Source organism: Streptomyces sp. NPDC091282 (assembly GCF_044757385.1).
Taxonomy (GTDB): domain Bacteria; phylum Actinomycetota; class Actinomycetes; order Streptomycetales; family Streptomycetaceae; genus Streptomyces; species Streptomyces gramineus.
This window is the reverse complement of sequence record NZ_JBIVUX010000004.1, coordinates 198278-219656: the sequence shown is the minus strand read 5'-3', so window position 1 is coordinate 219656 and position 21379 is coordinate 198278. Positions and strand designations below refer to the sequence as shown.

The window sequence follows — 21379 nt, the reverse complement described above, 5'->3', positions numbered from 1 at the left end:
GGCGGCACCCTGCCCGGTATCCTCCGCCAACTCTCCGGCCTCGGCGGCTGCACCAACCCCATCCGCCTCAACGGCCACCGCACCGAATACGACGTCGACACCACAACCGGCGAGATCGGCCGCATCCTCCAGCACCTCGACTCCACCGACCTACCCGCCGGCCAACTCCTCGTCCGCTGCAACAACCGCCGCACCACCCGCTGCGCGGCCTGCGCCGAGGTCTACCGCCGCGACACCTTCCACCTGATCACCACCGGACTCCGCGGCGGCAAGGGCACCCCCGAACACGTCGCCACCCACCCCCGCGTCTTCGCCACCTTCACCGCCCCCGGCTTCGGCCCCGTCCACAACCGCCGCACCGACAACCGCCCCTGCCGCTGCGGCACCCACCACGACCAGGACGACGACGCCCTCGGCACCCCGCTCGACCCCGACACCTACGACTACGAAGCGGCCGTGCTCTGGAACGCCCACGCGGGTGCCCTCTGGCGGCGCTTCTCGATCTACCTCCGCCGGGAGGTCGCCAAGCGCGCTGGCCTCTCGCAGCGCCGCCTACGCGACCATGCCCGCGTCTCTTTCGCCAAGGTCGCCGAATACCAGAAGCGCGGCGCCGTCCACTTCCACGCCGTCATCCGCCTCGACGGCCCGAACGGCGGCGACACCCCACCCCCGCCCTGGGCCACCGCCGAACTCCTCACCGACGCCATCCAAACGGCCACCGCCAAGGTCCGCGTCGACGGCCCGACCCTCGACGACCGCACCCACACCTTCACCTTCGGCCGCCAACTCGACGTCCGCACCATCCGATCCGCCGACTTCAACGACGGCCAGGAACTCACCGAACGTGCCGTCGCCGCCTACATCGCCAAGTACGCCACCAAGGGCGCCGAGACCGCCACGGGAGCTCTCGACCGGCCACTGAAGTTCGCCGCCGAACTCGCCCAACTCGACATCAGCGACCACGCCCGCCGCCTCATCCGAACCGCCTGGACCCTCGGCGCCCGCAAAGACCTCGAACACCTCCGCCTACGCGCATGGGCCCACATGCTCGGCTTCCGCGGCCACTTCTCCACCAAATCCCGCCGCTACTCCACCACCCTCGGCGCCCTCCGCGACGCCCGCGCCGAATGGCGTCGTACACAGGCGGCGACAGTTGCCAGCGCTCGGCCGGACACGACGTACGTCCTCGCGCACTGGGTCTTCGCCGGCACTGGCTTGAGCGCCGCCGAGACCTGGCTTGCCGCATCCCTCGAACCAGCCCCCGGAACGGAAGGAGAACCCACTCGTGCCTGACGACGAGCTGCTGACGGTCCCAGAGGTCATGCGACGGCTGAAGCTGGGCCGCTCCACGGTCTACGACCTGATCCGTACCCGCCGACTGCATTCCCTCACGATCGGCCGTGCCCGCCGCATCCCTGCCTCCGCCCTCGACACATACATCCGCCATCACCTGGAAGAAGCCGCCTGATGCCCATACCGCGCAAGAGGACTCGCGCCAACGGCGAGGGGACCATCTACCAGCGCAAGGACGGACGCTGGGAAGCCGCCGGATATATCCTCGCCCCCGGCAACACCCAAAAGCGCATCCGCGTCTACGCCGCCACCCGCAAAGAGGCCCTGGCAAAGCTGACCGAGAAGATCGCCGCCAGCAACCGCGGCGTCCCCGTCATCACCGCCCAAGACAGCGTGGCCGCCTACCTGACCTACTGGCTGAACAACGTCGCCGTCCACCACCTCCGCGAGACCACCCACACCCACTACACCGCCGTCGTCGAGCACTACCTCATTCCCGGCCTCGGCCGGAAGAAGCTCGCCAAGCTCACCGCCAAGGACGTCCGCACCTGGCTCAACGGACTACGAACCGTCTGCCAGTGCTGCGCACGCGGCATCGACGCCCGCCGCAAACCCGACGCCCAGACCGGCCGCCGCCCACGCTGCTGCGCGCTCGGCCAGTGCTGCCGCAAGCACCTCTCCCCACTCACACTCGCCTACATCCACTCCGTACTCAAATCCGCCCTGGAACACGCCGTCCGCGAAGAGGAGATCCCCCGCAACGTCGCCCGCAACGTCCGCACCGGAGTCCCACGCCCCCGCCGCTTCAACCCCCTCACCGCCGACGAGGCCCGGCACTTTCTCGCCGCCGCCCAGAGCCACCGGCACGCCACACTCTTCGAACTCGCCCTGCGCACCGGCCTACGCAAGGGCGAACTCCTCGGCCTCCGTTGGGAAGACCTCGACCTCGACGGCGGCACCGCCACCATCCGCCGCACCCTCCAACGCACCAACAGTCGCGGCCTGGCAACCCTCCCCACCAAGACCATCAGTTCCGAACGACGCATCGCACTCCCGGCCTCCTGCGTCACCTCACTCCGCGGTCACCGTGAGCACCAGGCAGAGGAGAAGGAGGAGACGGGCTCCGACTGGCATGACACCGGCCACGTCTTCACACGACCCGACGGACACCTGATCGAACCCGCCACCCTCACCAAGCAGTTCAATGCACTGCTCCGCGACACTGACCTGCGGCCGATCCGGTTTCACGACCTCCGCCACTCAACGGCAACCCTCCTCTTGGAGCAAGGCGTCGAACTCGTCGTCATCAAGGAACTGTTGGGCCACGCCCACATCGGCGTCACCGCCACCGTGTACGCACACGTCCGCCTCCGCCTCCAACGCCAGGCCATCGACCTCCTCGGACACGCACTCGGCGACCGGGCCGAGAGTGACGACAAAGACGACCCGCCGCCTCGTGCAGCACCCGTCCGCTGACGTTGCCGTCAACTACTGCCGTCAGGGTCACCCCTCGCATGGCCGACGGCCCCGCCACAAAGAAATCCGGCGGAGCTCAGATTTGCTGGACAATGATCGGCTCTGCTCCATCAAGGTAGATCATGTAACCCGCCTCATCGTCACCCTCAAAGTCGCCCATTGGAACAACCGAAAGACCCACGCTCGGACGAGGAAGCCAACCCAAATCCTTAGCCGGATCAAACTGGTGTACCGCGCGGACAATCACGCGAGTCGGCGAAATACCCACCATGCAGGCATCCCCCTCTTCTAGCATCTCCACATCGGGCTCAATTCGCCAAGGCGTATTGAGCCATTCGAAGCTATCGGGACTTCGAGGGAATGCAACCTGCCCGCTCCAACGAAGCCGAGATTCCGTGTCCACTTCCCGCCAAGGCCATTCGATGAAGACATAGCGCCCCGCGACCTTGGAAACTTCAGCATCTGCAGGCGCGCACTCCAACAGCAAGTGATCACCGGCTTGGAAGCCTCGCTCCGGCATGTGTGACTCATCCAATCTTGCAGTTCAGACTTGGGCCCCCGAGCTCTCGGGGGCCCAAGTCTACTAGTCTGGATCCACCGGATCCGTCCAGAACATCCGCCATGGAGTCTTATCAGCCGCACCAGGGAATTCGGGGCCACCGACGACGATTCCGCGCTGATTCATGAGTGGATAACATATCTCTTCGCAGATATTTCGAGATGTTCCACCAAATTCCAGTACTTCATTGGAGGCCATCGAGTTGATGATGCCCTCTTCGGCGTGACCACCAGCCTGAACAAAGGAATCCTTGGCCCACTGGGGCCAGCTGTCAGGGGCCTCGCCGCCACCGTTGATACCCGTACGCATTGAGAGCGCGTTCGTTTCGGTGTTTCGCACTGCAATCACGGCAGTTGTCCCACGGTCGCCCGCCATCCAGTGATCGTTTGTCGCGCTGTGTCGCAACTCTTGGAGATCCTGGGCGGATTGCTGAGCGAGAGCCGCATCGTCGGGCCCGCCAGGTCCACACGTATTGTGGACCAAGATCGAGACGCCGCCCGCCACGACATAGTACGTGTGGAGTTGCTGAATGGTGAGGTTCCAGCGGTTTGCCGTCCCGGGCGTGGGCCGGGCCGCGAGAACGTAGGCGTGACTGTTGGTGACGGTGGTAAGGGCGTCGCCATGGTGGAGTTGGCCTGCGGGAATCCAACTGTGGGTGGTGTCGTTCCAGAAGGGGTGGTTGGCGGTGGTGTGGAGGGTGGCGGTGTGGCCATTCTTGGTGCGGATGGTGAGGTCGAGCAGGTCGTGGTCGTGGTTGATCCACACGTGCTGGACGGTGCGGGTGCCTTGATGCTTGCCGGTGGCGGGGTCTGCGGCTTCGACCTTGTCGCCCGGTTTGATGGCCTTGATGGGCTTGGTTTTGCCGTGGGCCAGGAGTACGAGGGTGGTGGGGGCGAAGCTGCACCTCACCGGTTTTGCCACGGTTCTAGCTTCTGCGGCTTCGGATTCGACCGCTTCGCCCTCACCGCGCGTGAGGACGAGGGAGGCCGCGTCGAACAGCAGCTTGCCGGTGCCTTCGGCGGTTCTGCCGTGCGCGAAGTCTCCATAGATCTCGGACCCGCGACCCACTACCGCAGTGGAGGCGGCGAAGCTGGGATCGATTTGAGAAAGCAGCGTTGTGCAGTTGTCGCCGCTGGTGAAGCACTGCTTGTCTGATTCGTACTGGAGGTAGGGGGACTCCACCATGTTGACGATGGTCTTCTTGGCCTGGTCGACCACGGTGCTGACCACGCCACCGAACCAGGCCCCGAGGCCACCGCCTCCGTGACTCGTGGTGGTGGCTTCCGTCGTGGATCCTCCGCCGGTGCTTACGGTGCCAGGGCCGCATTCATTCCAGCCGCCACTGCACTGGGTACCGTCGGAGTTCATCCTGATGGTGCCGGTCGGATCGCTGCCTGTCACCGGATTGCTGGCGGCATAGGTGTAGCCGCCGAGTTCCTGAGGGCTGGTGGCTTCGAAGATCGGGTCGGCGCTGATGAAACTTCCGAGGTTGGGGTCGTACTTGCGGGCGCCGACGTCGGTGTAGCCGGTGTTCTTGTCCTGTGGCTTGCCGAGGTAGGAGTGGGTGGGATCGGGCCAGGTGACGGTATTGGCGCTGCTACGTGGCTGTCCGTAAGGGGTGTACTGCTGGCGGGACACCTGCTGGGTGGTGGTGTCCATCGCCAGGGTCGATGTGCCGTGGGAGTCGTTGAAGAGATACTTGACGCCGCCGCCGGGGAGGCTGGAGCTCATGGCGACGGGGACGCCTGTGCCGCCGTGGCTGTACATACGGACGGCGCCCAGCAGGACGTTGGGGGTGACGCTGGTGTTGAGGACGATCTCGGTGTCGCCGGCGAAGAACGTGGTCTGGCCGGGATCACGGCGGATGAGCTGGTTGCCGTCGGCGTCGTAGAGGTACTTGGTGGTCGTGGGGCTGGCGCCGGTGGTGTCCACCTGGGCCAGGTGGCCCTCGTCGTCCCAGGTCAGGGTCTGGCCGGGGCCGGTGGTGGGGGTGCGGGTGTGCAGGTTGCCGTCTTCGTCGTACCCGAACGTCGTGGGGTTGGTGCCGCCGGTGGTGGCGGTCAGGGTGTGGGGCTGGGCTCCCGTGGAGTTGCAGTTGGCGGTGCAGCCGTCGGCGTAGGTGGTGGTGACGGTACTGCCGGTGGAACCGATGGCGTGGTCGATGCTCTGGTGGCGGTTGCCGATGGCGTCGTAGCCGAAGGTCTGCCAGTAGGAGCCGGGCGCGGTGGTGAGGGTACTACTGGTGGGTGGTTTCGCGGTGCAGTTGTCGTTGCCGGTCCAGGCGTCGGTGAGCCGATCCAGGGCGTCGTAGCCGTAGCACTGCTGGTCGGTGACGGTGTTTCCGGTCTCCGACTGCTGGTCGACGGTGGAGGTGGGGTTGCCGGAGGCGTCGTATGAGTACTTGGTGTCATCGACCGTCGGCCCGGGCGCCTGGGTCCGGCTGACCACCCGTTCCTTCAGCCGGAGGGTCTGATCGTCGTAGTCGTAGGTGGCCGTGGCCGGGTTGGTCGAGGCGCCCATGGTGACCCGGGACGGCTGACCGTAGTCGGTGTACACGGTTCCGGTGACGTAGGCGAACCCGCTGCTCCCGGAGCCGGTCGGGTTGCCCAATGCGTCGCGGTCGTAGGTGATGAGTTCGCTGCTAAGACCCTGGGTACGTGGATCGCTCTGTGTGGCGAGCAGTTGGTCGCGGAGCGTGTAGGTGTAAGTGGTGGTGTAGGTCGCCGGTAGCGGAGCCTCGGACGCCGGCAGAGTGATCTTGGTGCCACTCGGCTTACCGAGAGAGGTGTAGCCGGTGGTAGCGACCGTGTAGCCACCGGTAACGCCCTGCACGTAGCGAGTAGAGGAGCTCGGCAGGCCGATGCGAAGCGTGTCGTAAGTCCATGACGCGAACTGGAAGTTGGACTTTGCCTTGTCGGTGGCGGTGAGCTTGCGGCCCAGAAGGTCGTAGGTGTAGTCGAGTTCGACCTGCTTGGCGTCGGTCGTGGAGATCAGGTTGCCAGCGTCGTCGTAGCCGTAGCTGCTCCCGCCCGTGTCCGGGTCGGTCTGGGACTTCTTACGGCCCAGCAGGTCGTAGTCGAACGTCCACACCGTCTTGTCGGGGCCGGTGACCTGATGCTGCTGGCCCGCGGCTGTGTACTGGTAGGTGGTGGCGGAGGTGGTGCCGCCGGTGGCGGTAAAGCCGGCGGCCGCGGACCCGGACAGCGTGGGCGGGACGGTGTATTGGTCCAGTTCGGAGGTCTGGCCTCGTGCATCGACGACCGTGGTCGAGGCGACCCCGCCCTTGGGCGGCAGGACGGTGGTCCTGTCCCCGGTGTAGGCGGTGGCCGTACTCCAGGTCTTGTTCCCGTTGTGTTCCTCGGTGACCAGGCCAGCGCGGCCCTGCCCGTCGTAATCGGTGACGGTGGCGTCGGGGATGGTCGCCTGCGAGACGGAGATCAGACTGCTGCGGGGGCTGCCCGAGACGCTGTAGTTGTTGTTGGTGACGACCGTCCAGCCGTGGGAGTCGTACTGGGTGTCCGTGACCGCAGTGCTGGAATTCTCACCGGCCTTCTGGACCTGCAGGGGCCTCAGCATCGCGTCGTACAGCGTCTCGCTGGTCTGGTAGCTGCCGTTGTCAAGAAGGGCGTTGGAGGCTACGACCGACGGTGCCGACTGGGAAATGCTGTAGGTATAGGTGGTGTTCGCCGGCGCGCTGTTGGCCTTGATCTCGTTGGGCAACCACACCCCGGTCAGGCGGCCGAGCGCGTCGTAGGTAAGCGAGGTGAGCTTGCCGGCCGCATCGGTCCTCGCGGTGGGCAGCTCCCGGGACGGGTCCAGGGTGCTGATGGCGAGCTGGCAGTCCTTGGACGAGACGGTGACTGTGGAGCAGTCCACGCCGGGCGTGACCTGGGTGACGGTCGTGCTGCTGGTGGGCAGCGCACCGCTGGCCGGACTGTAGGTGGTGAAGACGGACTGGGCGAGGCTCTTGCCGTCCGGTGACGTCGACTTGGGGGTTCGGGTGACCTTCGTCGTGCGGCCGTAGGAGTCGTAGGTGGTGGCGGTCTTGTCGACGAAGGCGGTCGCGGTGGCGCCGCTGGCAGCAGATGCTCCCTGGACAAGGGTGGCGTCACCTGTCTTGGGGCGGGCGGGATTCGCCTGTCCGTCGCCGTCGTAGGTGAAGCCGTTGCTGTCGTAGGACGTGCGGGTGTCGGAGATCAGAGTGCCGCTGGGGGTGGCACCCGCGGTCGAGCAGTCCTGGGCCGTGGTGAGGGTCTCGGCGGCCAGTACCAGGGTGTCGACGCTGCCCGTGAGGTAGTGGTTGTAGGTGCACTTGGCGACGTTGCCGCCGGCTGCGGTCTCGCCGCGGTCGTCGACCTGCACGGCCATGCCCGTGGTCGACTTGTCCAGGGCCGTGTTGTAGAAGGTGTCGCTCTCGGTCTTGCGCCAGCCGTAGGACACTGCCTGACGGGTCAGCGTCTTGGCAGGGCGCGCCATCTGCGCCGTCAGGTCCGGCAGACCGCTGCGGCTTCGGCTGGCCGTGGGACCGATGATCGTGGGCACATTGACCACGGCCTTGTCCAGGCTGCGCGTGGCACTGGTGTAGGTGTCGGTTTCGAAGGTCTGCCCCGCCAGCGCGTTGTCGTCGGCGACCGAGGTGGCACCGTCCTGGCTGGTCAGTGCCGGAACCGATCGGGTCTTGCCGCCGGGCAGGGTGTCGCCGTTCATGCCCAGGAAGTAGTACGTCTTCGTCAGCGTCTTCTGGTCGTGGACCGCGACTTTGTCGGTGTTGTGGAAGACAGTGGTGTCACCGGTGGTGACGTCCACTTCCGGATAGCCCCGGAACTGTCCCCAGGTACGGTTCTTGGCCTTGACGGTTTCGTTGTCGTCGTAGTGCCAGCCGGGGTTGCCCTTGTAGGAGTAGTCCGTCTCCAGCTTGGGCTGGGTGCCGTCTTGGTAGGAGTTGTGGGTGTCTTCGGTGACGACCGAGGAGACCTTGTACTTGTAGAACCAGTCCATCCACGGCGTCGGCTGCCCGTCAGGGGTCCAGTACACCGGGAAGCAGGACAGAGTGTTGGTGGAGGCGAATGTCTTGGCGGCCGCGTCGGTCGGGTCGTCGGGGTCGCTCGCCGGCGCTTTGGAGCAGTCGGGGCGGTCGTAGGTGACTGTCGTCTGCGCGCCGGACTCGCTGGTGACCGTCTGGATCCGGTCGTGATACATCAGCGGCATCTGAGGGATCGTCCCGACCCGGTTGGGCAGCTGCAGCGGCGGGTCGAAGCTCACCGCCGGGGTGGAGGAGCTGGCCGAGGCGCCGCCCAGGGTGTCCAGGCCGGTCCGTTTGATGGAGTCCAACCACAGAGTGGGGGCGTGGTCGCCGCCGTCGGGGAAGGACTGGGTGAAGGTGTACTTGTCGACCTGCTGGGTCGCCCCGCCCGACTGGATCTGGGTGGTGATCGATGTCAGGCGTTTACGGGACCAGAAGCTCGGGCCGTGGTTGGTGCAGTTCGTCGAGTTCGAGGTGCAGTTCAGGTCCACTGGTACGTCCGGCCAGTACGCGGCGTTGGCAGTGGTGAACTGACTGTCCGCGCACGTGTTGCCGGACGGGGTGCCCGGGATGCAGCGTTCTGCCGAGGCGTCGAAGGCGATCTGCTCCGGTGCGGTGGCCGAGTAGATCGTGGAGGCGGTCATGCCGTAGTCGATGCGGGACAGGGTTCCGCCGCGCGTGTAGGCGACGGCGGTGTTCTTCATGTCCGCGCCGTAGTAGCCCGTTTCCGGGGAGTAGTACCAGGCGGTGGCGTTGCTGTGGGTGTCGACCGCGAAGTCGAGGTTGAAGCGGTAGCCCAGCATGCAGGAGGTAGCGGCGAAGTCGGTGCTGTCCGGGCAGTCGGAGACGCCGCTGTGCGCGTGGTAGACCGGTTCGGTCCACACGGAATTCGTCTCGTCCTTGCCGCTGGTCCAGCCCGGCAGGCGGTTACGGCCGAAGAAGTACTGCACGCCCCCTTCGGTGACCTTGAAGTACTCCCCGTTCTTCGTACCGTTCGTGGCACCGGTCAGGTCCTCGACCTTGATCGTGGAGCTGTCGTCGACAGGATGGAACGTCTTGGCCGAGTCGTCGTAGACGACCTCGGTGGACTTGCCATTCAGTGAGAGCGTGAGGATCTGCCCCGCCCAGCACTGGTCGCCGTCGTTGTCCGGAGCCCCGGACGACGGGTCGTCCTTGCAGGACTTGTACGTGCGCTCGACATAGTTCTCGGCCGAGCTCCAGCCGTCACCCAGCCACGAGGACTGGTTGTTGGTCCCCTCGGTGCGCGCGTCCTGGCTTGAGGAGTTGTAGAAGAGGTCGACGTTCGGGACCGTGCCGCCGATCGCCGGCGGTACCGAGATCGGATAGCTGTAGGTGAACGCACCCGTGTTGCCGGAGGCCGACCAAGAACCGCCCGGTGACAGGCTGGTCGCCGAGTAGTCACCCGACGAACCCGACGTGCCCGCGGCCGCCGCCATGACCACCGTCGCGCCGGTCGACGCCGCCGCCGAACGGACCGAGCCGACGGCATTCCACGTCACCGGCCGCGGCCCAGGAAGAGCGACCTGGGCGTTCAGTGGCGTTCCTGGGGCGGTGCGCACCGCACTCTGGGCCTGGCACTTCGCCAGCTTCGGCGTAGTCAGCGCGCAGGCGGGCAGCTGGACCAGGTGCAGGCGCGAAGCAAAGTCACCGCCGAAGGCGTAGCGGAACGCGGAGTCATCGACCCGCAGATCGACCTTTCCGCCTCCAGGGCTGGTGCGCTGGAGAGTGAAGAGCACACCGTGCACGCCGACGGTCTGTGCTGCCTTCTGGTCCAGCACGGTCACCCGCACCCGCTGGGATCCGGTGACGGTGGCCGCCTTGACCCCCGTCCCTGCGACGTCGCCCAGCAGCACGGGCGTGCCCTTGGCCCGCGCCTCGGTCGCCTTGGCGGTCAGCCGCGCAGATGCGGCACGGATCGGCAGAGTGACCACGGAGCTGCCCGGCACGGGGAGCTTCGCGTGACCGCTGGGATCGAACTGTTTGAAACGCTTCGAGGTGGAGCCCCACCCGGGTCTGGAGTGGACCAAGGGCACCCGCTTGTTCTGCGGCGCCGCAGGAGCCGTCACATGCCGCTGCTCCGAGGTCGCTGCCGCCGCAACCCCGGCGGGCAGCAGGCTCACCATCAAGGCGCCGGCCACCACTGTTGCAGTGTGTCGGACACGCCGGGCCGTCCAGGCCGCCCGTCCGCGCTTCCACCCCGAAATCCGCGCCATGCTGTGCGTCCCCTCCCCGTCCACGACACTCAACTCGCCCATCAGTTGCATCGTTTGAGTGCACGTCACAGCGGAGGCACATATTGATCACATCCCCCGCACGCGATCACGCTAGGGCCTGAGATCAGCCCCGAAGGCAAAGCTTCTCCAGGGGAAGGGCAAAGGAAATCCACAGACCGCACGTCAAGTTGACACGTATTGATCAAAAGCGGACTCATCGGAGGCGCTTGTCGATCAATTGATGATGGACCGGCTTCACACCGTCTGCACAGAATGCCTAACGGCGCGGGGCCCACGGGGGGAACCGCATGACACCTGCGAAGGACTTCGCCCTCACATGTCCGCCTCTCGCACACCCGTGCACGCCAGACGCTCCGCTTCGAGGCCATTCGCTGCTTTCGTTGTCGCAGCCCTGGCCGCCGGATCGCTGGCCGCCACCGCACCAGCCCACGCTGGGCCGTCGGACGGGCCGAGCTCCCCGTCCAAGTCCGCCTCAAAGAAAGATGACTCGCCGTCCGCCATCCACAGCCTCAACGCCACAGAGTGGGCCTCCTCGCAGGCGAAGGCCACTGGCCGGCCGGTAACCGTCGACGCGCTCACGGGCACCGGCACTCAGGTGGTGGCCAACCCGGACGGCACCTTCACCCGGACCGACTCATCCATGCCCCAACGCGTACAGCAACGCGGGAAATGGGTCCCCATCGACACCACTCTGGTCCGGCATGCCAATGGGACCTGGGGGCCCAAAGCGGCTGTCACGGACGTGGCATTCTCCGGGGGCGGATCCAGCCCACTGGTCACCATGCGCAGTGGAACGGACAGACTGGCATTCTCCTGGCCGACCATGCTGCCCAGACCGGTGGTCTCCGGGGACACCGCCACCTACCCGGACGTGCTCCCCGAGGTCGACCTCCAGCTGACCGCGGACGCCTCCGGTTACTCGTCGATCCTCGTGGTCAAGACCCCCAAAGCTGCCACCGATCCCCACCTGAAAGGCCTGACCCTCAAGACGGCTTCGGCTGGCCTCACGCTCGCCGCCACCCGTGACGGTGGTGTTCAGGCCACCGACAGGCACACGAACGAAACGGTCTTCCACAGTGACACCGCGCTGATGTGGGACAGCGCGGGAGAGAAAGCCGCGCACGCCCCCCTGACCCGCACCAAGACCGCTTCGTCCGCCCGGGTCGAGCACCGGGCGGCGGCCAACATGGGCAGGCACCGCGCCCAGGTCCAGGTACACCTGAAACCCGGCAGACAACTGCTGTCCCTGGACCGGAACATGCTCTCCTCCAAGAGCACCGCCTACCCCGTCTACGTGGATCCGGAGTGGAGTGGCAGGCCCTCCCAGCTGGACTGGGCGCGGATCTCCGACAACGGATGGAACGTCTACAACTCGACATCCACCACAGGCTCCACCAACGCTCGTGAAGGATTGGACAACAACAATCCTGGCAACGGCGAACGGGCTCGAACCTATTACCAGATCAACACCAGTGGTATCAAAGGCGCTGTGGTCAGCCACGCCTCCCTGTACGTGAAGCAGCTCTCCGCCGCCTCCTGTTCCGACACACCGGCCGCCGTCTACGGCACCGACCGTCCCGCGGGATGGAGCTCCTCCTCTCTGTACTGGGGCCACGAGCCCGGAGGCCGTACCGGCGCGCTGGGCGCCAACCCGAAGAGCCATGAAGCCGGCACCTGCCCGGTCACCGACGGGGCCAACTCGTGGGTCAGCCCGCCCTCACTCGAATTCGACGTGACCTCCCGGGCCCAGAGCGCGGCGGCCGGCAGCTGGAGCAGCATGACGCTGATGGTCCAGTCGCCTGACATGAATGACCCCACCCAGTGGAAGCAGCTCGCCTACGGCGGTGGCGCCACCATGTCGGTCACCTACAGCTACCGGCCCAAGCTCAAGAGCGGCACTGGCACCCCCGCCATCAAACCGTCCACAGTGAACCTGGGCAAAACGATGACCACCACCCACACCCCAACGCTCTCCGCCCGCGCGGTCGATCCCGACCTGGCCGGCGGCAGCGAGCTGGTGCGCATCGAGTACAACGTCTACAACTCCGGCGGCTCCCTGATCCACCAGGGCTTCGGCCCCAGCACCGACTCCAAGAAACACGCCCGGTACAACACCAACGGCAGCGACTGGACGACCCCGAGTCTGCCCGACGGCACCTACACCTGGAAAGCCACCGCGCAGAATGCCGCAGGCTACTGGGCGGGCACCGGATCAGGCATCTGGACCAAGACCCAGACCTTCACCGTGGACACCCTCGCGCCCCCTGCACCGACGATCACCTCGAGCCAGTTCCCAGCTGGGCAGATCGGCGCCGCCTACGGCGACAAGGGCACCTTCACCCTCGGCAACAAGCACACCAACAACATCACCGGATATCTGTTCTCTCTGGACACGACACTCGGCAATACGGTGTACAGCAGCAGCAACGTCATCCATTGGAGCACCACAACCAAGATCACGCCGGGCCAGGCGTACTACGTCACGTCGGACAACGGCCCCGGTACCGGAACAACGGTCGTCAACGGCAGTGCCTCCCCCTCCTTCGCCCCCGGCACCACAGGTCCTCACAAGCTGTACGCCAAAGCAGTGGACCAGGCCGGCTCAACGTCCGTCGAGGCGCCCTACAGCTTCTACGCCGGTACCAGTACCCCGATCTACGCCTACGGCGACAAGATGATCACCGGGTGGACCGCGACCAACACCGACGGCACGACCACTGCCGTCCCCAAGGCGACCACCACCACCAAGGGTGGCCAGCTGATCAGCCAGGCCGCCGGCAGCGGATACGAGTTCGCCGACGGCTACCAGGCCTGGCTCGCCAACAAAAGCACCACATCGAAGGTAGTCGCCGGTGACAGCGCCACCTTCAGTTTTGACATCCCCAAGGACGGCCCCTGGAGCTTCGGTGCCAACCTCACCAAAGCCAAGGACTACGGGATCTACCGGCTGGTCCTGGACGCGGGCAAGAGCACCCAGACGACCCTGCTCAGCGACTACGACGCCTACAGCTCCTACACGACCACTCAGTTCCGTGATCTCGGCATGCCCAGGGACGCCAGCGGCCAACTGCTCACCCTCAAAAAGGGCGTGCACACCCTCACCCTCACCCTCACCGGCAACAACCCCACGTCAGCGGGATTCCAGGCCGGCATCGACGTGCTGCGGCTCGCCCCGGCGCTGACCTGCACGATCAACGACACCAGCAGCTGCCTGAACAACACCGCCACCAGCACCTTCACCACCACAACCAGCCCCGCGGACGCCGACGGCTCCGGCAACAGCATCAACTCCACCGACCTGACAAGCACCTCGGGCTGGCAAAGCGGCAAGACCGTCACCGTCGACGGCGCCACCATCACCCTGCCGAAGTTCGGCACCGGCACCTACGACAACATGCTGGCCTCTGGCCAGACCGTCACCCTGCCGAGCAATACCGCAGTGAACACCGGTGACGCGCTGGTCTTCCTCGCCTTCGCTACCGGCGGTCCGGCCAATAGCACCACCGGCACCGTCACCTACGCCGCCGGCAACTGCCACAACGACAGTCCCTTCGACCAGTCCTACCGGCTGGACACCGTGCCCGACTGGCTCAGCGGCCCCGCCTCAGCTGCCGCCCTGACGTTGCTCCACGAGAACCACCGCGACAACACCCAGACCAGCCCGGCTCCCGGCCCCAAGATCTATGCCATCAGTGTCCCGCTGGACTGCCCAGGCTCGGTCATCAGCAGCATCTCCCTGCCCCTGTTCACCAACGGTGTCCAGGCGAACCAGCCTGCCCTGCACATCCTCGGGCTGGGCATACGCCCGATGGCGCTCACCGGTAGCGGATCCAGCGCACAGCACTGGGTCGGCACCTGGTCCTCCGTCCAGGACACCGCCAAGGTGCAGCAGTCCGGCGGCACCACGGCTGCTGCCAACGGGCAGACCTTGCGCATCCCGGCCCACATCAGTATCGGCAACGACACCGTCGGCAACGGCATACGCATCCATCTGTCCAACGCTCTGGGCACCACGCCCGTGACCTTCGACGCAGCTTCCGTGGCCCTGCAGGACACGACCACCGGCGGCGCCACGGCAGCCGCGGCGCCCACGCCGCTGGCCTTCGGTGGCCATGTGTCCGTCACCATCCCCGCCGGTGCCGACGCCATCAGCGACCCCGTGAACTTGCCCCTCACGCAACTGTCGACCGTGCTGATCAGCCTTCAGGTGCACGGCTCCGTTCCCGCCCTGGCCGGCCATGCGATGGCGCAGACACCCGTATGGATCAGCGACGCAGCCAACCGCACCCAGGAAGCCTCCGCCGCCAACTACACAAAGACGACGTACACCGGTCTGCCCTACCTGACCGGAATCGACGTCACCACCCCCACATCGTCTCCCACTACTCTCCCGACCGGGTCGGTGGTCCTCTACGGCGACCAGAGCATCAACGGCGACACCGCAAGCAACGACGGCCAACATCACCTCAGCGACGCCATCACCAGCGCCCTCGTCAACGACCCCAACGGAGACAACTCCGTGGATTACGGCGTACTCAACGCCGGCACCAACAGCAGCAGCCTCAGCAACAACCTGCTGCCGCAGATCACCAACAACGCCACCCCGAGAAACGCACTCAACCCACTGGACCGCAACGTCCTGGCCCAGGGCAACGTCCGCACCGTCCTCGTCTCCACAGGCGCCACCGACCTACTCAACTGCACCGGCACCGCCGACGCCTGCGCGACCATCGTCAAGAACGGCATGCAGTCACTCAACAGTCAACTGAGCTCGTACACCACCGATGACGGGCAGACCTCCGTCGAGCAGCAACCGGTGCTGGAAAACTCCAACATCACCGTGTACTTCACCACCATCCCGCCCTTCACCGCCGCGCACCCGGGTACAGCGACGCAGGAAGCCGCACGCCAGGAAGTCAACAGTCAGCTAACCGACCTCTTCCCGAGCCAGGTCATCGACTTCGCAGCGGCAGTCTCCGCGGACGGCACGTCAGCGTCTCCCACCGTCAAAACCGCCGACCTGACCAACGGCAACCCATCCAACGCCTACTACGACGACCTGGCCGCCCGGTACCTCAGCGACACCAACAACTCCGACACCATCGCCATCGCGCCGAACCTGATCGTCCCGGTCGCCACCGGCAGCGACACCCCCGATGACGAATGGGACCTCGCCGCCGACGGAACCGACCAGCGCGGCGACAATCCCTTCACCGCCTTTGGCGGCGCGACCTTCAACGCCGCCGGATCCGACGCGGCCAACGCCCCAGCCAATGCCACCTCCTTCGACGGCAGCACCGGCTTCCTGGAAAGCGACCACACCGCCGTCAACACCCTCGACGACTACACCATCTCCGCCTGGGTGAAACTCGACTCGGCAGCAGGCCCCGCGACCGCCATCTGCGAAGGAACCAGCCAGCACCAGGCGTTCTACCTGGGCTACGACCGAGGCAACCAAGGCTGGATGTTCCAGACCACGACCACCAACGACGACAACGCCGACTTCCCCACAGCGGAAGGAGACGCAGGCACCGGGGCCCTTGGCACATGGACCCATCTCCTGGTCACCTATACCGCTCCCGTGGACGGTGACGACGGGACCGGGGTGATGTCGATCTACCAGAACGGCACCCTCATGGGGACAGCCACCAACCTCACCCCCCAGTACGACTCCGCCATGCCCCTGACCATCGGCGGTTGCGTCAACGACCCAGCCGAGACGTCGCCGTACAACGCCTTCCCCGGCTCCGTCGCCGACGTCCAGGTCTACCCCTACGCCATGCCAGCCAGCGACGCCGACGCCGGCAGCGTCATCGTGCCCAACGGATGGCAGAACGGCATGCCCGAAGACGACTGGAAACTCGCCGCCAACGGCACCGACACCGCCTCTCTGAACCCGTTCACCGCTACCGGCACCACATCCTTCGGCACAGACGCACCGGCCGGGATGTCCGGCAGCGTCGCCTTCGACGGCAGCACCGGTTTTCTCAAGAGCAAACAGAGTGCGGTCAACACCCTCGGCGACTACACCGTCTCGGCCTGGGTGAAGATCAACTCAGCACTCGGCACCACCGCCGTCTGCCAGGGCACCACCCAGCACCAAGCCTTCTACCTCTCCTACGACAAACCCAGCGCCGCCTGGATGTTCCAGACCTCCACCACCAACGACGAGAACTCCGACTTCCCCACCGCCGAAGGCGAGCCGAACAGCGGCCCGGCCGGCACTTGGACCCACCTCGTCGCCACCTTCCGCGCACGGGTCCCGGGAGACTCCAGTCCCGGCAACATGGCCCTCTACCAGAACGGCACATTGATCGGCACCGCCACCAACCTCAGCCCCCAGTACGACTCCTCCATGCCCCTCACCATCGGCGGCTGCGTCAATAGCGCCTCCGCCTCCACCCCCTACCTCGCCTTCCCCGGCTCCGTCGCCGACGTCCACGTCTACCCGCGCACCTTGTCGGCCACCGAGGTCAGCGCACTGCACTAACCCATCACTGACCTAGGGTCCGCGCCTGCTCCGCCAAGAGCAGGCGCGGACCCGGCCATTTCCCTGAGCCAAGCCCACACCCGCGCAAAGAGACACCACGACACTGCCTACCGGGCTGCCCCAAGTCGGGGTCGGGTCTGCTGCAGTTTCGGGTGACAGGTTGGGTCACGCGGCTTGGAGGGCCGGTGTAGTCATGACGGTCTCGAATTCGATGGGGGTCAGCCGGCCGAGTGCGGCTTGCCTGCGGCGCCGGTGGTAGGTCCGCTCGATCCACGACACGATCGCGATCCGGAGTTCTTCGCGGGTGGACCGGACACGGCGGTCGAGGACGTTCATCTGCAGCAGGCTGAAGAAGGACTCCATGGCTGCGTTGTCACCTGCGGCCCCGACTCTTCCTATCGATCCGGCCATCCGGTGGCGGTCGAGTGCCCGGACGAATTTCCGGGACCGGAACTGCGATCCGCGATCGCTGTGCAGGATGCACCCGTCGACGTGTTCACGCCGGGCGACGGCGTTGTCCAGGGCGGTCACGGCCAGGCGGGACTTCATCCGCGCGTCGATGGAGTAGCCCACGATCCTGTTGCTGAACACATCCTTGATCGCGCAGAGGTACAGCTTGCCTTCACCGGTGGCGTGTTCGGTGATGTCGGTGAGCCACAGCCGGTTCGGGCCCCTCGCGGTGAAGTCACGGCGGACGAGGTCGTCGTGCACCGGCGGGCCGGCTTTCCTGCCCTTGCCGAGCTTCTTGCCGAACACGCTCCACCAGCGGTTGTCCCGGCAGATCCGCCAGGCAGTCCGGTCCGCCATCACGGCCCCGGCGCCGCGCGCTTCGTCGGCCAGGAAGCGGTAGCCGAACTCCGGGTCGTCGCGGTGAGCGTCGAACAGTGCGTTCGCGCGATACGCCTCCTCCAGCACGGCGTCGGTCACCGGCTGGTCCAGCCAGCGGTAGTAGGGCTGTCTGGCGAGCTTCAGCACCCGGCACGCAACCGTGACGGGCATCCCGTCCCCGGCCAGCTCCTTCACGAGCGGGTAGATCCTTTTCCCGGCAGATGTGCCTGCGACAGATAAGCAGCGGCCCGCCGCAGGACCTCGTCTCCTGCTCCAGCAGCTTGATCCGCCGACGCGCTTGCCGAAGCTCTGCGCTCTCCTGGCTGGTCGTTCCGGGCCTGGTCCCGTCATCGATGTCCGCGCGGCGCATCCACTTCCACAGCGTCATCGGGTGGACGCCGAAGTCCTTGGCCACCTGCTCGACCGTCACCCCCGGGCCGCGGTTCCTCGCGACCCGCACGACGTCCTCGCGGAACTCTTCGGGATAGGGCTTGGGCACAGCGACATCCTTCCCACCCGCCCCATAGGGCAAGCCAGATCAGATGTCACCCGATCGTGCAGCAGACCCTCAGCACCCGAGCCCGCCGGACCGTGGTCCTCGTCCGCCCCGCCGACGCCCCGCCGACGCCATCCCGCTCGCCCCTCCGTCCCGGGACGACAGCTGACCGCCGCCCCGTCTACGGCAGTTATGCGCGAGACCGCCTTGCCTCCACCTGATGTGGCACTGCCCCTCCCCGGCCACCGAGACATCCGTGAGCGAGAACGCCAAAACGGCAGATGATCACCAACAACAACCTTCTGTACAGGTCACCATCCCCGATGCCTCGTCGAGGCGGAGTTCGCGGAACCCATATACCACTTCCACAAAATCATTCGTTGAAGCGCTGCCTGCTGCGCTGGCCAAATGCCATACCACGATGCCGAGCAGCGCGGCGTCGGTTGCGAAGGTGTGCTCCGAACCGGCCTCCCCGTCTGACCTGCCACGACAGGACACCACGGCCGGAACCCGTCGTGCGGGGGTCCGGCCGAGGTGTGTTTCAGAGCCGGCGGCTCTGTGATGCTCGACGCAGTCAGCCGTCAGCCACTCGTCAGGGCAATGCCATGCGGCTCCTTGCCCCAGTGTGTGCCTCGCGTCACCGGGTGGCTTCGGCGTTCACACGGGTGATTCTCGCACCGGGAATGTCCAGGGCCTGAACGATCCTCTCAGCAACTTCAGCAGAGTAGAGCCCCTTGGTCGCGCTCAGTACGAATCCGGGCTCAACTGGATGGTGCACCTGTCGCAGCAGGAGGAACGCCTCCCCCTCCGCCGGGGAGAAGGCGAAGCAGAACCACTCCGCGAAGTCGTCGCTGGTGATTTCCGGAGAACCCCAACGCTCCTCCAACGCTGCACCATCAACATCGACCTGGACGAGCCATCGGATGTCACGCGGGCTGACGGTCCCTTCAGCAATCCGCTGCAGACCCGTCGGGCCCAGTTCCCGCTGATCCATACCTAGCGCACCTCCGTAACGACGATCGGGATGGAGGCCCATTCATCGCCGTCCTTGACGAACGAGCTGACATTGTCCTCCACCTCAGCCTCCCATGCGGCTTGGCCGGGCAGACTGCGGTCAAAGGCCTTGGGCTTCAGGGTCGTGTAGAACTCAAAGCTTCCCGGCTTGGCGTCATGAGGAATCGGACCACGCCACGCCTGGGCGGTCGCGTTGCCGCCCTGTTTCGGAGCCCTGCCCCAGAGCTCACTGGACTCCACGATCGTCCGGGCCGTGCCCACCGACTGGGTCCTCTCATTGCCAAGCCGGTGGAACGGGTCAAACAGGATGGCCGGCTCCTCGGACATACCCTTACCCGCGGTCAGTGCCTTCGCTCCGGCCCCGAGTGCCCCGCCGCCCACCGCAAGGCTTCCGCCGGACGCGCTGCCGGACGCCATCTCCGCGATCTCCGCAGCGCACACCGGAGCCGTCGCCAGGCACCCTGGGGCCATGACGGCAATCACCGGAGCGGCGGCCACAGCCACTGACACAACCGAGACGGCGCCCAATATTATCTTCTGCCAGGTTGCGAGTTTCCCTGTGTCAGGAAGGTCGTTGGCATTGGGCTGGGTCGGCCTATAGAAAGCGGCCGGTGGTCGGATCGTACTCGCGGGCGGCGACGTGGGGCAGGCCCGTGTCGGCGTCGGCGGGCTTGCCTAGGAAGCCCTTATGAGGATCATGTGTGGATCTTGAGTCGCGGTCAACAGTGTCGTCCGTCACGTTGACCGTGTTCCAACATGTCGGTAGAGAGCGCCGCTCTCACTCCGAATCTGATGCCACGCCAGCTGCGCGTAGCCGCAGGTACGGCTTGCCGTTCAGGGGAAGGCGTCCGCCCCGAAACCCCAAGACTTCGCGGTACGGGCCAGCCCTAGCCAGGTACGTGCTGTCAAGGACCACCACAGTTCCCAGTCGAATACCCACGAGCCGGGCGACTGGCGCAAGTCCGGGTAGCGGTGGAACCGAACATGCGGCTGGTAAGGATCATGGCTTGCACGGCCCGCGGTCACCTCACCCACCGAGCAGCGAGAGCATCTTGGAGAGTGCAGGGCCGCGACATCGACGACCACCAACCCGGACTCCCACGACCACTTCGATCGGGTTCATGGACAGCACTACGCCATGCCGGGCTGGCTATGTAGGTGAGTTACAGGAACGTCTGTCGCTCAGCAGCGAGAACGTCCGGGTCCACGGAAGAGCCACGTCGCCGAGTTTTGGGCTCTGGCAAAGATCTTGGGGGGCGATCGCGGAGAGCAACTTATCGAATTCCCTGCCGCGGGCCGAAGGCCGCTGTCTCACAGACGTAGCGGGTCTCCCCTGCACGGGACATGCCCGGCTTTTCCGGAAGAAATCATTCGCTGGCTGACACGCCTAGAGTCTGTTGCGAAAGTGCTGGTCACAGCCACGCATTGATGGCTGCGACCAGCACTGTAGCTTCGTAGCGGACGGCGAGTTTGTCGTATCGAGTGGCGACGGCCCTGTGGCGCTTGAGCCAGCGCTCGACCGCGTGACGCTGCTTGTAGTCATCCTTGTCGGCCGCTGGCGGCCGCCCGCCACGCGATCCACGTCCGAGGCGCTTACGGACCCGGTCCGCCAGAACCAGGATGGTGGTCTTGATCCCGCGTCTGCGCAGATAGGAGTGATTGCCGCGGGAGTTGTACGCCTTGTCGGCCCGCACCCGGTCCAGGCTCTTGCGTGGCCTGCCGAGCCCCAGCCGCGGAACCTGGACGGTCTCCAGGACCGCTTCGAAATAAGGAGAGTCGCCCCGCTGCCCGTCCGTGGTCACGACCGAAAAGGGCTTCTGCCCCGGCTCGACCGCGAGGTGGATTTGCTGGTCAGTCCACCACGGGAGCGCCTCAAGGTGCGGTGAGGCGGCGCCGGCTTCCGCGGGCACGGACCGGACATCATCGGCGAGCGAGAAGACCACCG

At 66.0% G+C, this 21379-nt stretch carries 9 protein-coding genes and 1 pseudogene; 4 read left to right on the top strand and 6 right to left on the bottom strand.

Annotated features, from left to right (window positions below; genetic code table 11):
* Positions 1 to 9: 9 nt before the first annotated feature.
* The 3 genes from ACIQOE_RS19960 to ACIQOE_RS19950 are packed head-to-tail and all read left to right on the top strand — an operon-like array spanning position 10 to position 2769.
* Positions 10 to 1293 carry a replication initiator gene (locus tag ACIQOE_RS19960; RefSeq protein WP_401413389.1) on the top strand — a complete coding sequence of 428 codons (1284 nt, stop codon included), beginning with the start codon at positions 10 to 12 and terminating at the stop codon, positions 1291 to 1293.
* A complete protein-coding gene (locus ACIQOE_RS19955) occupies positions 1286 to 1468 on the top strand; it encodes a helix-turn-helix domain-containing protein (protein WP_401412707.1) in 183 nt (60 codons plus the stop codon). The genes ACIQOE_RS19960 and ACIQOE_RS19955 overlap by 8 nt, the downstream gene beginning before the upstream one ends.
* The gene (locus ACIQOE_RS19950; protein WP_401412705.1) at positions 1468 to 2769 is read left to right on the top strand and encodes a tyrosine-type recombinase/integrase; all 1302 of its coding nucleotides are present in this window, start codon (positions 1468 to 1470) and stop codon (positions 2767 to 2769) included. The genes ACIQOE_RS19955 and ACIQOE_RS19950 overlap by 1 nt, the downstream gene beginning before the upstream one ends.
* Before the next feature lie 76 nt (positions 2770 to 2845).
* On the opposite strand, the gene ACIQOE_RS19945 is transcribed toward ACIQOE_RS19950, so the two are convergent.
* Positions 2846 to 3289 carry a hypothetical protein gene (locus ACIQOE_RS19945; RefSeq protein ID WP_401412703.1) on the bottom strand — a complete coding sequence of 148 codons (444 nt, stop codon included), beginning with the start codon at positions 3287 to 3289 and terminating at the stop codon, positions 2846 to 2848.
* Between the two features lie 63 nt (positions 3290 to 3352).
* Positions 3353 to 10636 carry an RHS repeat-associated core domain-containing protein gene (locus ACIQOE_RS19940; protein ID WP_401412701.1) on the bottom strand — a complete coding sequence of 2428 codons (7284 nt, stop codon included), beginning with the start codon at positions 10634 to 10636 and terminating at the stop codon, positions 3353 to 3355.
* A gap of 751 nt (positions 10637 to 11387) precedes the next feature.
* Between ACIQOE_RS19940 and ACIQOE_RS19935 the strand changes: the two genes are divergently transcribed.
* Positions 11388 to 17096 (top strand): LamG-like jellyroll fold domain-containing protein, encoded by a 5709-nt coding sequence (locus ACIQOE_RS19935; RefSeq protein ID WP_401412699.1) that lies wholly within the window; start codon positions 11388 to 11390, stop codon positions 17094 to 17096.
* Positions 17097 to 17261: 165 nt separating this feature from the next.
* Here the strand turns inward: ACIQOE_RS19935 and ACIQOE_RS19930 are convergent.
* From ACIQOE_RS19930 to ACIQOE_RS19915, 4 genes and pseudogenes are all read right to left on the bottom strand, one after another.
* Positions 17262 to 18423: pseudogene (locus tag ACIQOE_RS19930) on the bottom strand (IS3 family transposase).
* 634 nt (positions 18424 to 19057) lie between these two features.
* Positions 19058 to 19414, bottom strand: coding sequence for a hypothetical protein (locus ACIQOE_RS19925; RefSeq protein WP_401412697.1), 357 nt, complete (start codon positions 19412 to 19414; stop codon positions 19058 to 19060).
* 2 nt (positions 19415 to 19416) lie between these two features.
* The gene (locus ACIQOE_RS19920) at positions 19417 to 19851 is read right to left on the bottom strand and encodes a hypothetical protein (protein WP_401412695.1); all 435 of its coding nucleotides are present in this window, start codon (positions 19849 to 19851) and stop codon (positions 19417 to 19419) included.
* Between the two features lie 995 nt (positions 19852 to 20846).
* Positions 20847 to 21377 carry a transposase gene (locus ACIQOE_RS19915; RefSeq protein ID WP_401412693.1) on the bottom strand — a complete coding sequence of 177 codons (531 nt, stop codon included), beginning with the start codon at positions 21375 to 21377 and terminating at the stop codon, positions 20847 to 20849.
* Positions 21378 to 21379 lie beyond the last annotated feature (2 nt).

Excerpts from the sequence above, each read along its gene's own strand:
- ACIQOE_RS19935 (WP_401412699.1), top strand. The coding sequence starts at position 11,388 with ATGCGCAGTGGAACGGACAGACTGGCATTCTCCTGGCCGACCATGCTG.
- ACIQOE_RS19925 (WP_401412697.1), bottom strand. The coding sequence starts at position 19,414 with ATGGATCAGCGGGAACTGGGCCCGACGGGTCTGCAGCGGATTGCTGAA.
- ACIQOE_RS19950 (WP_401412705.1), top strand. The coding sequence starts at position 1,468 with ATGCCCATACCGCGCAAGAGGACTCGCGCCAACGGCGAGGGGACCATC.
- ACIQOE_RS19945 (WP_401412703.1), bottom strand. The coding sequence starts at position 3,289 with ATGCCGGAGCGAGGCTTCCAAGCCGGTGATCACTTGCTGTTGGAGTGC.
- ACIQOE_RS19940 (WP_401412701.1), bottom strand. The coding sequence starts at position 10,636 with ATGCAACTGATGGGCGAGTTGAGTGTCGTGGACGGGGAGGGGACGCAC.
- ACIQOE_RS19920 (WP_401412695.1), bottom strand. The coding sequence starts at position 19,851 with ATGGCGTCCGGCAGCGCGTCCGGCGGAAGCCTTGCGGTGGGCGGCGGG.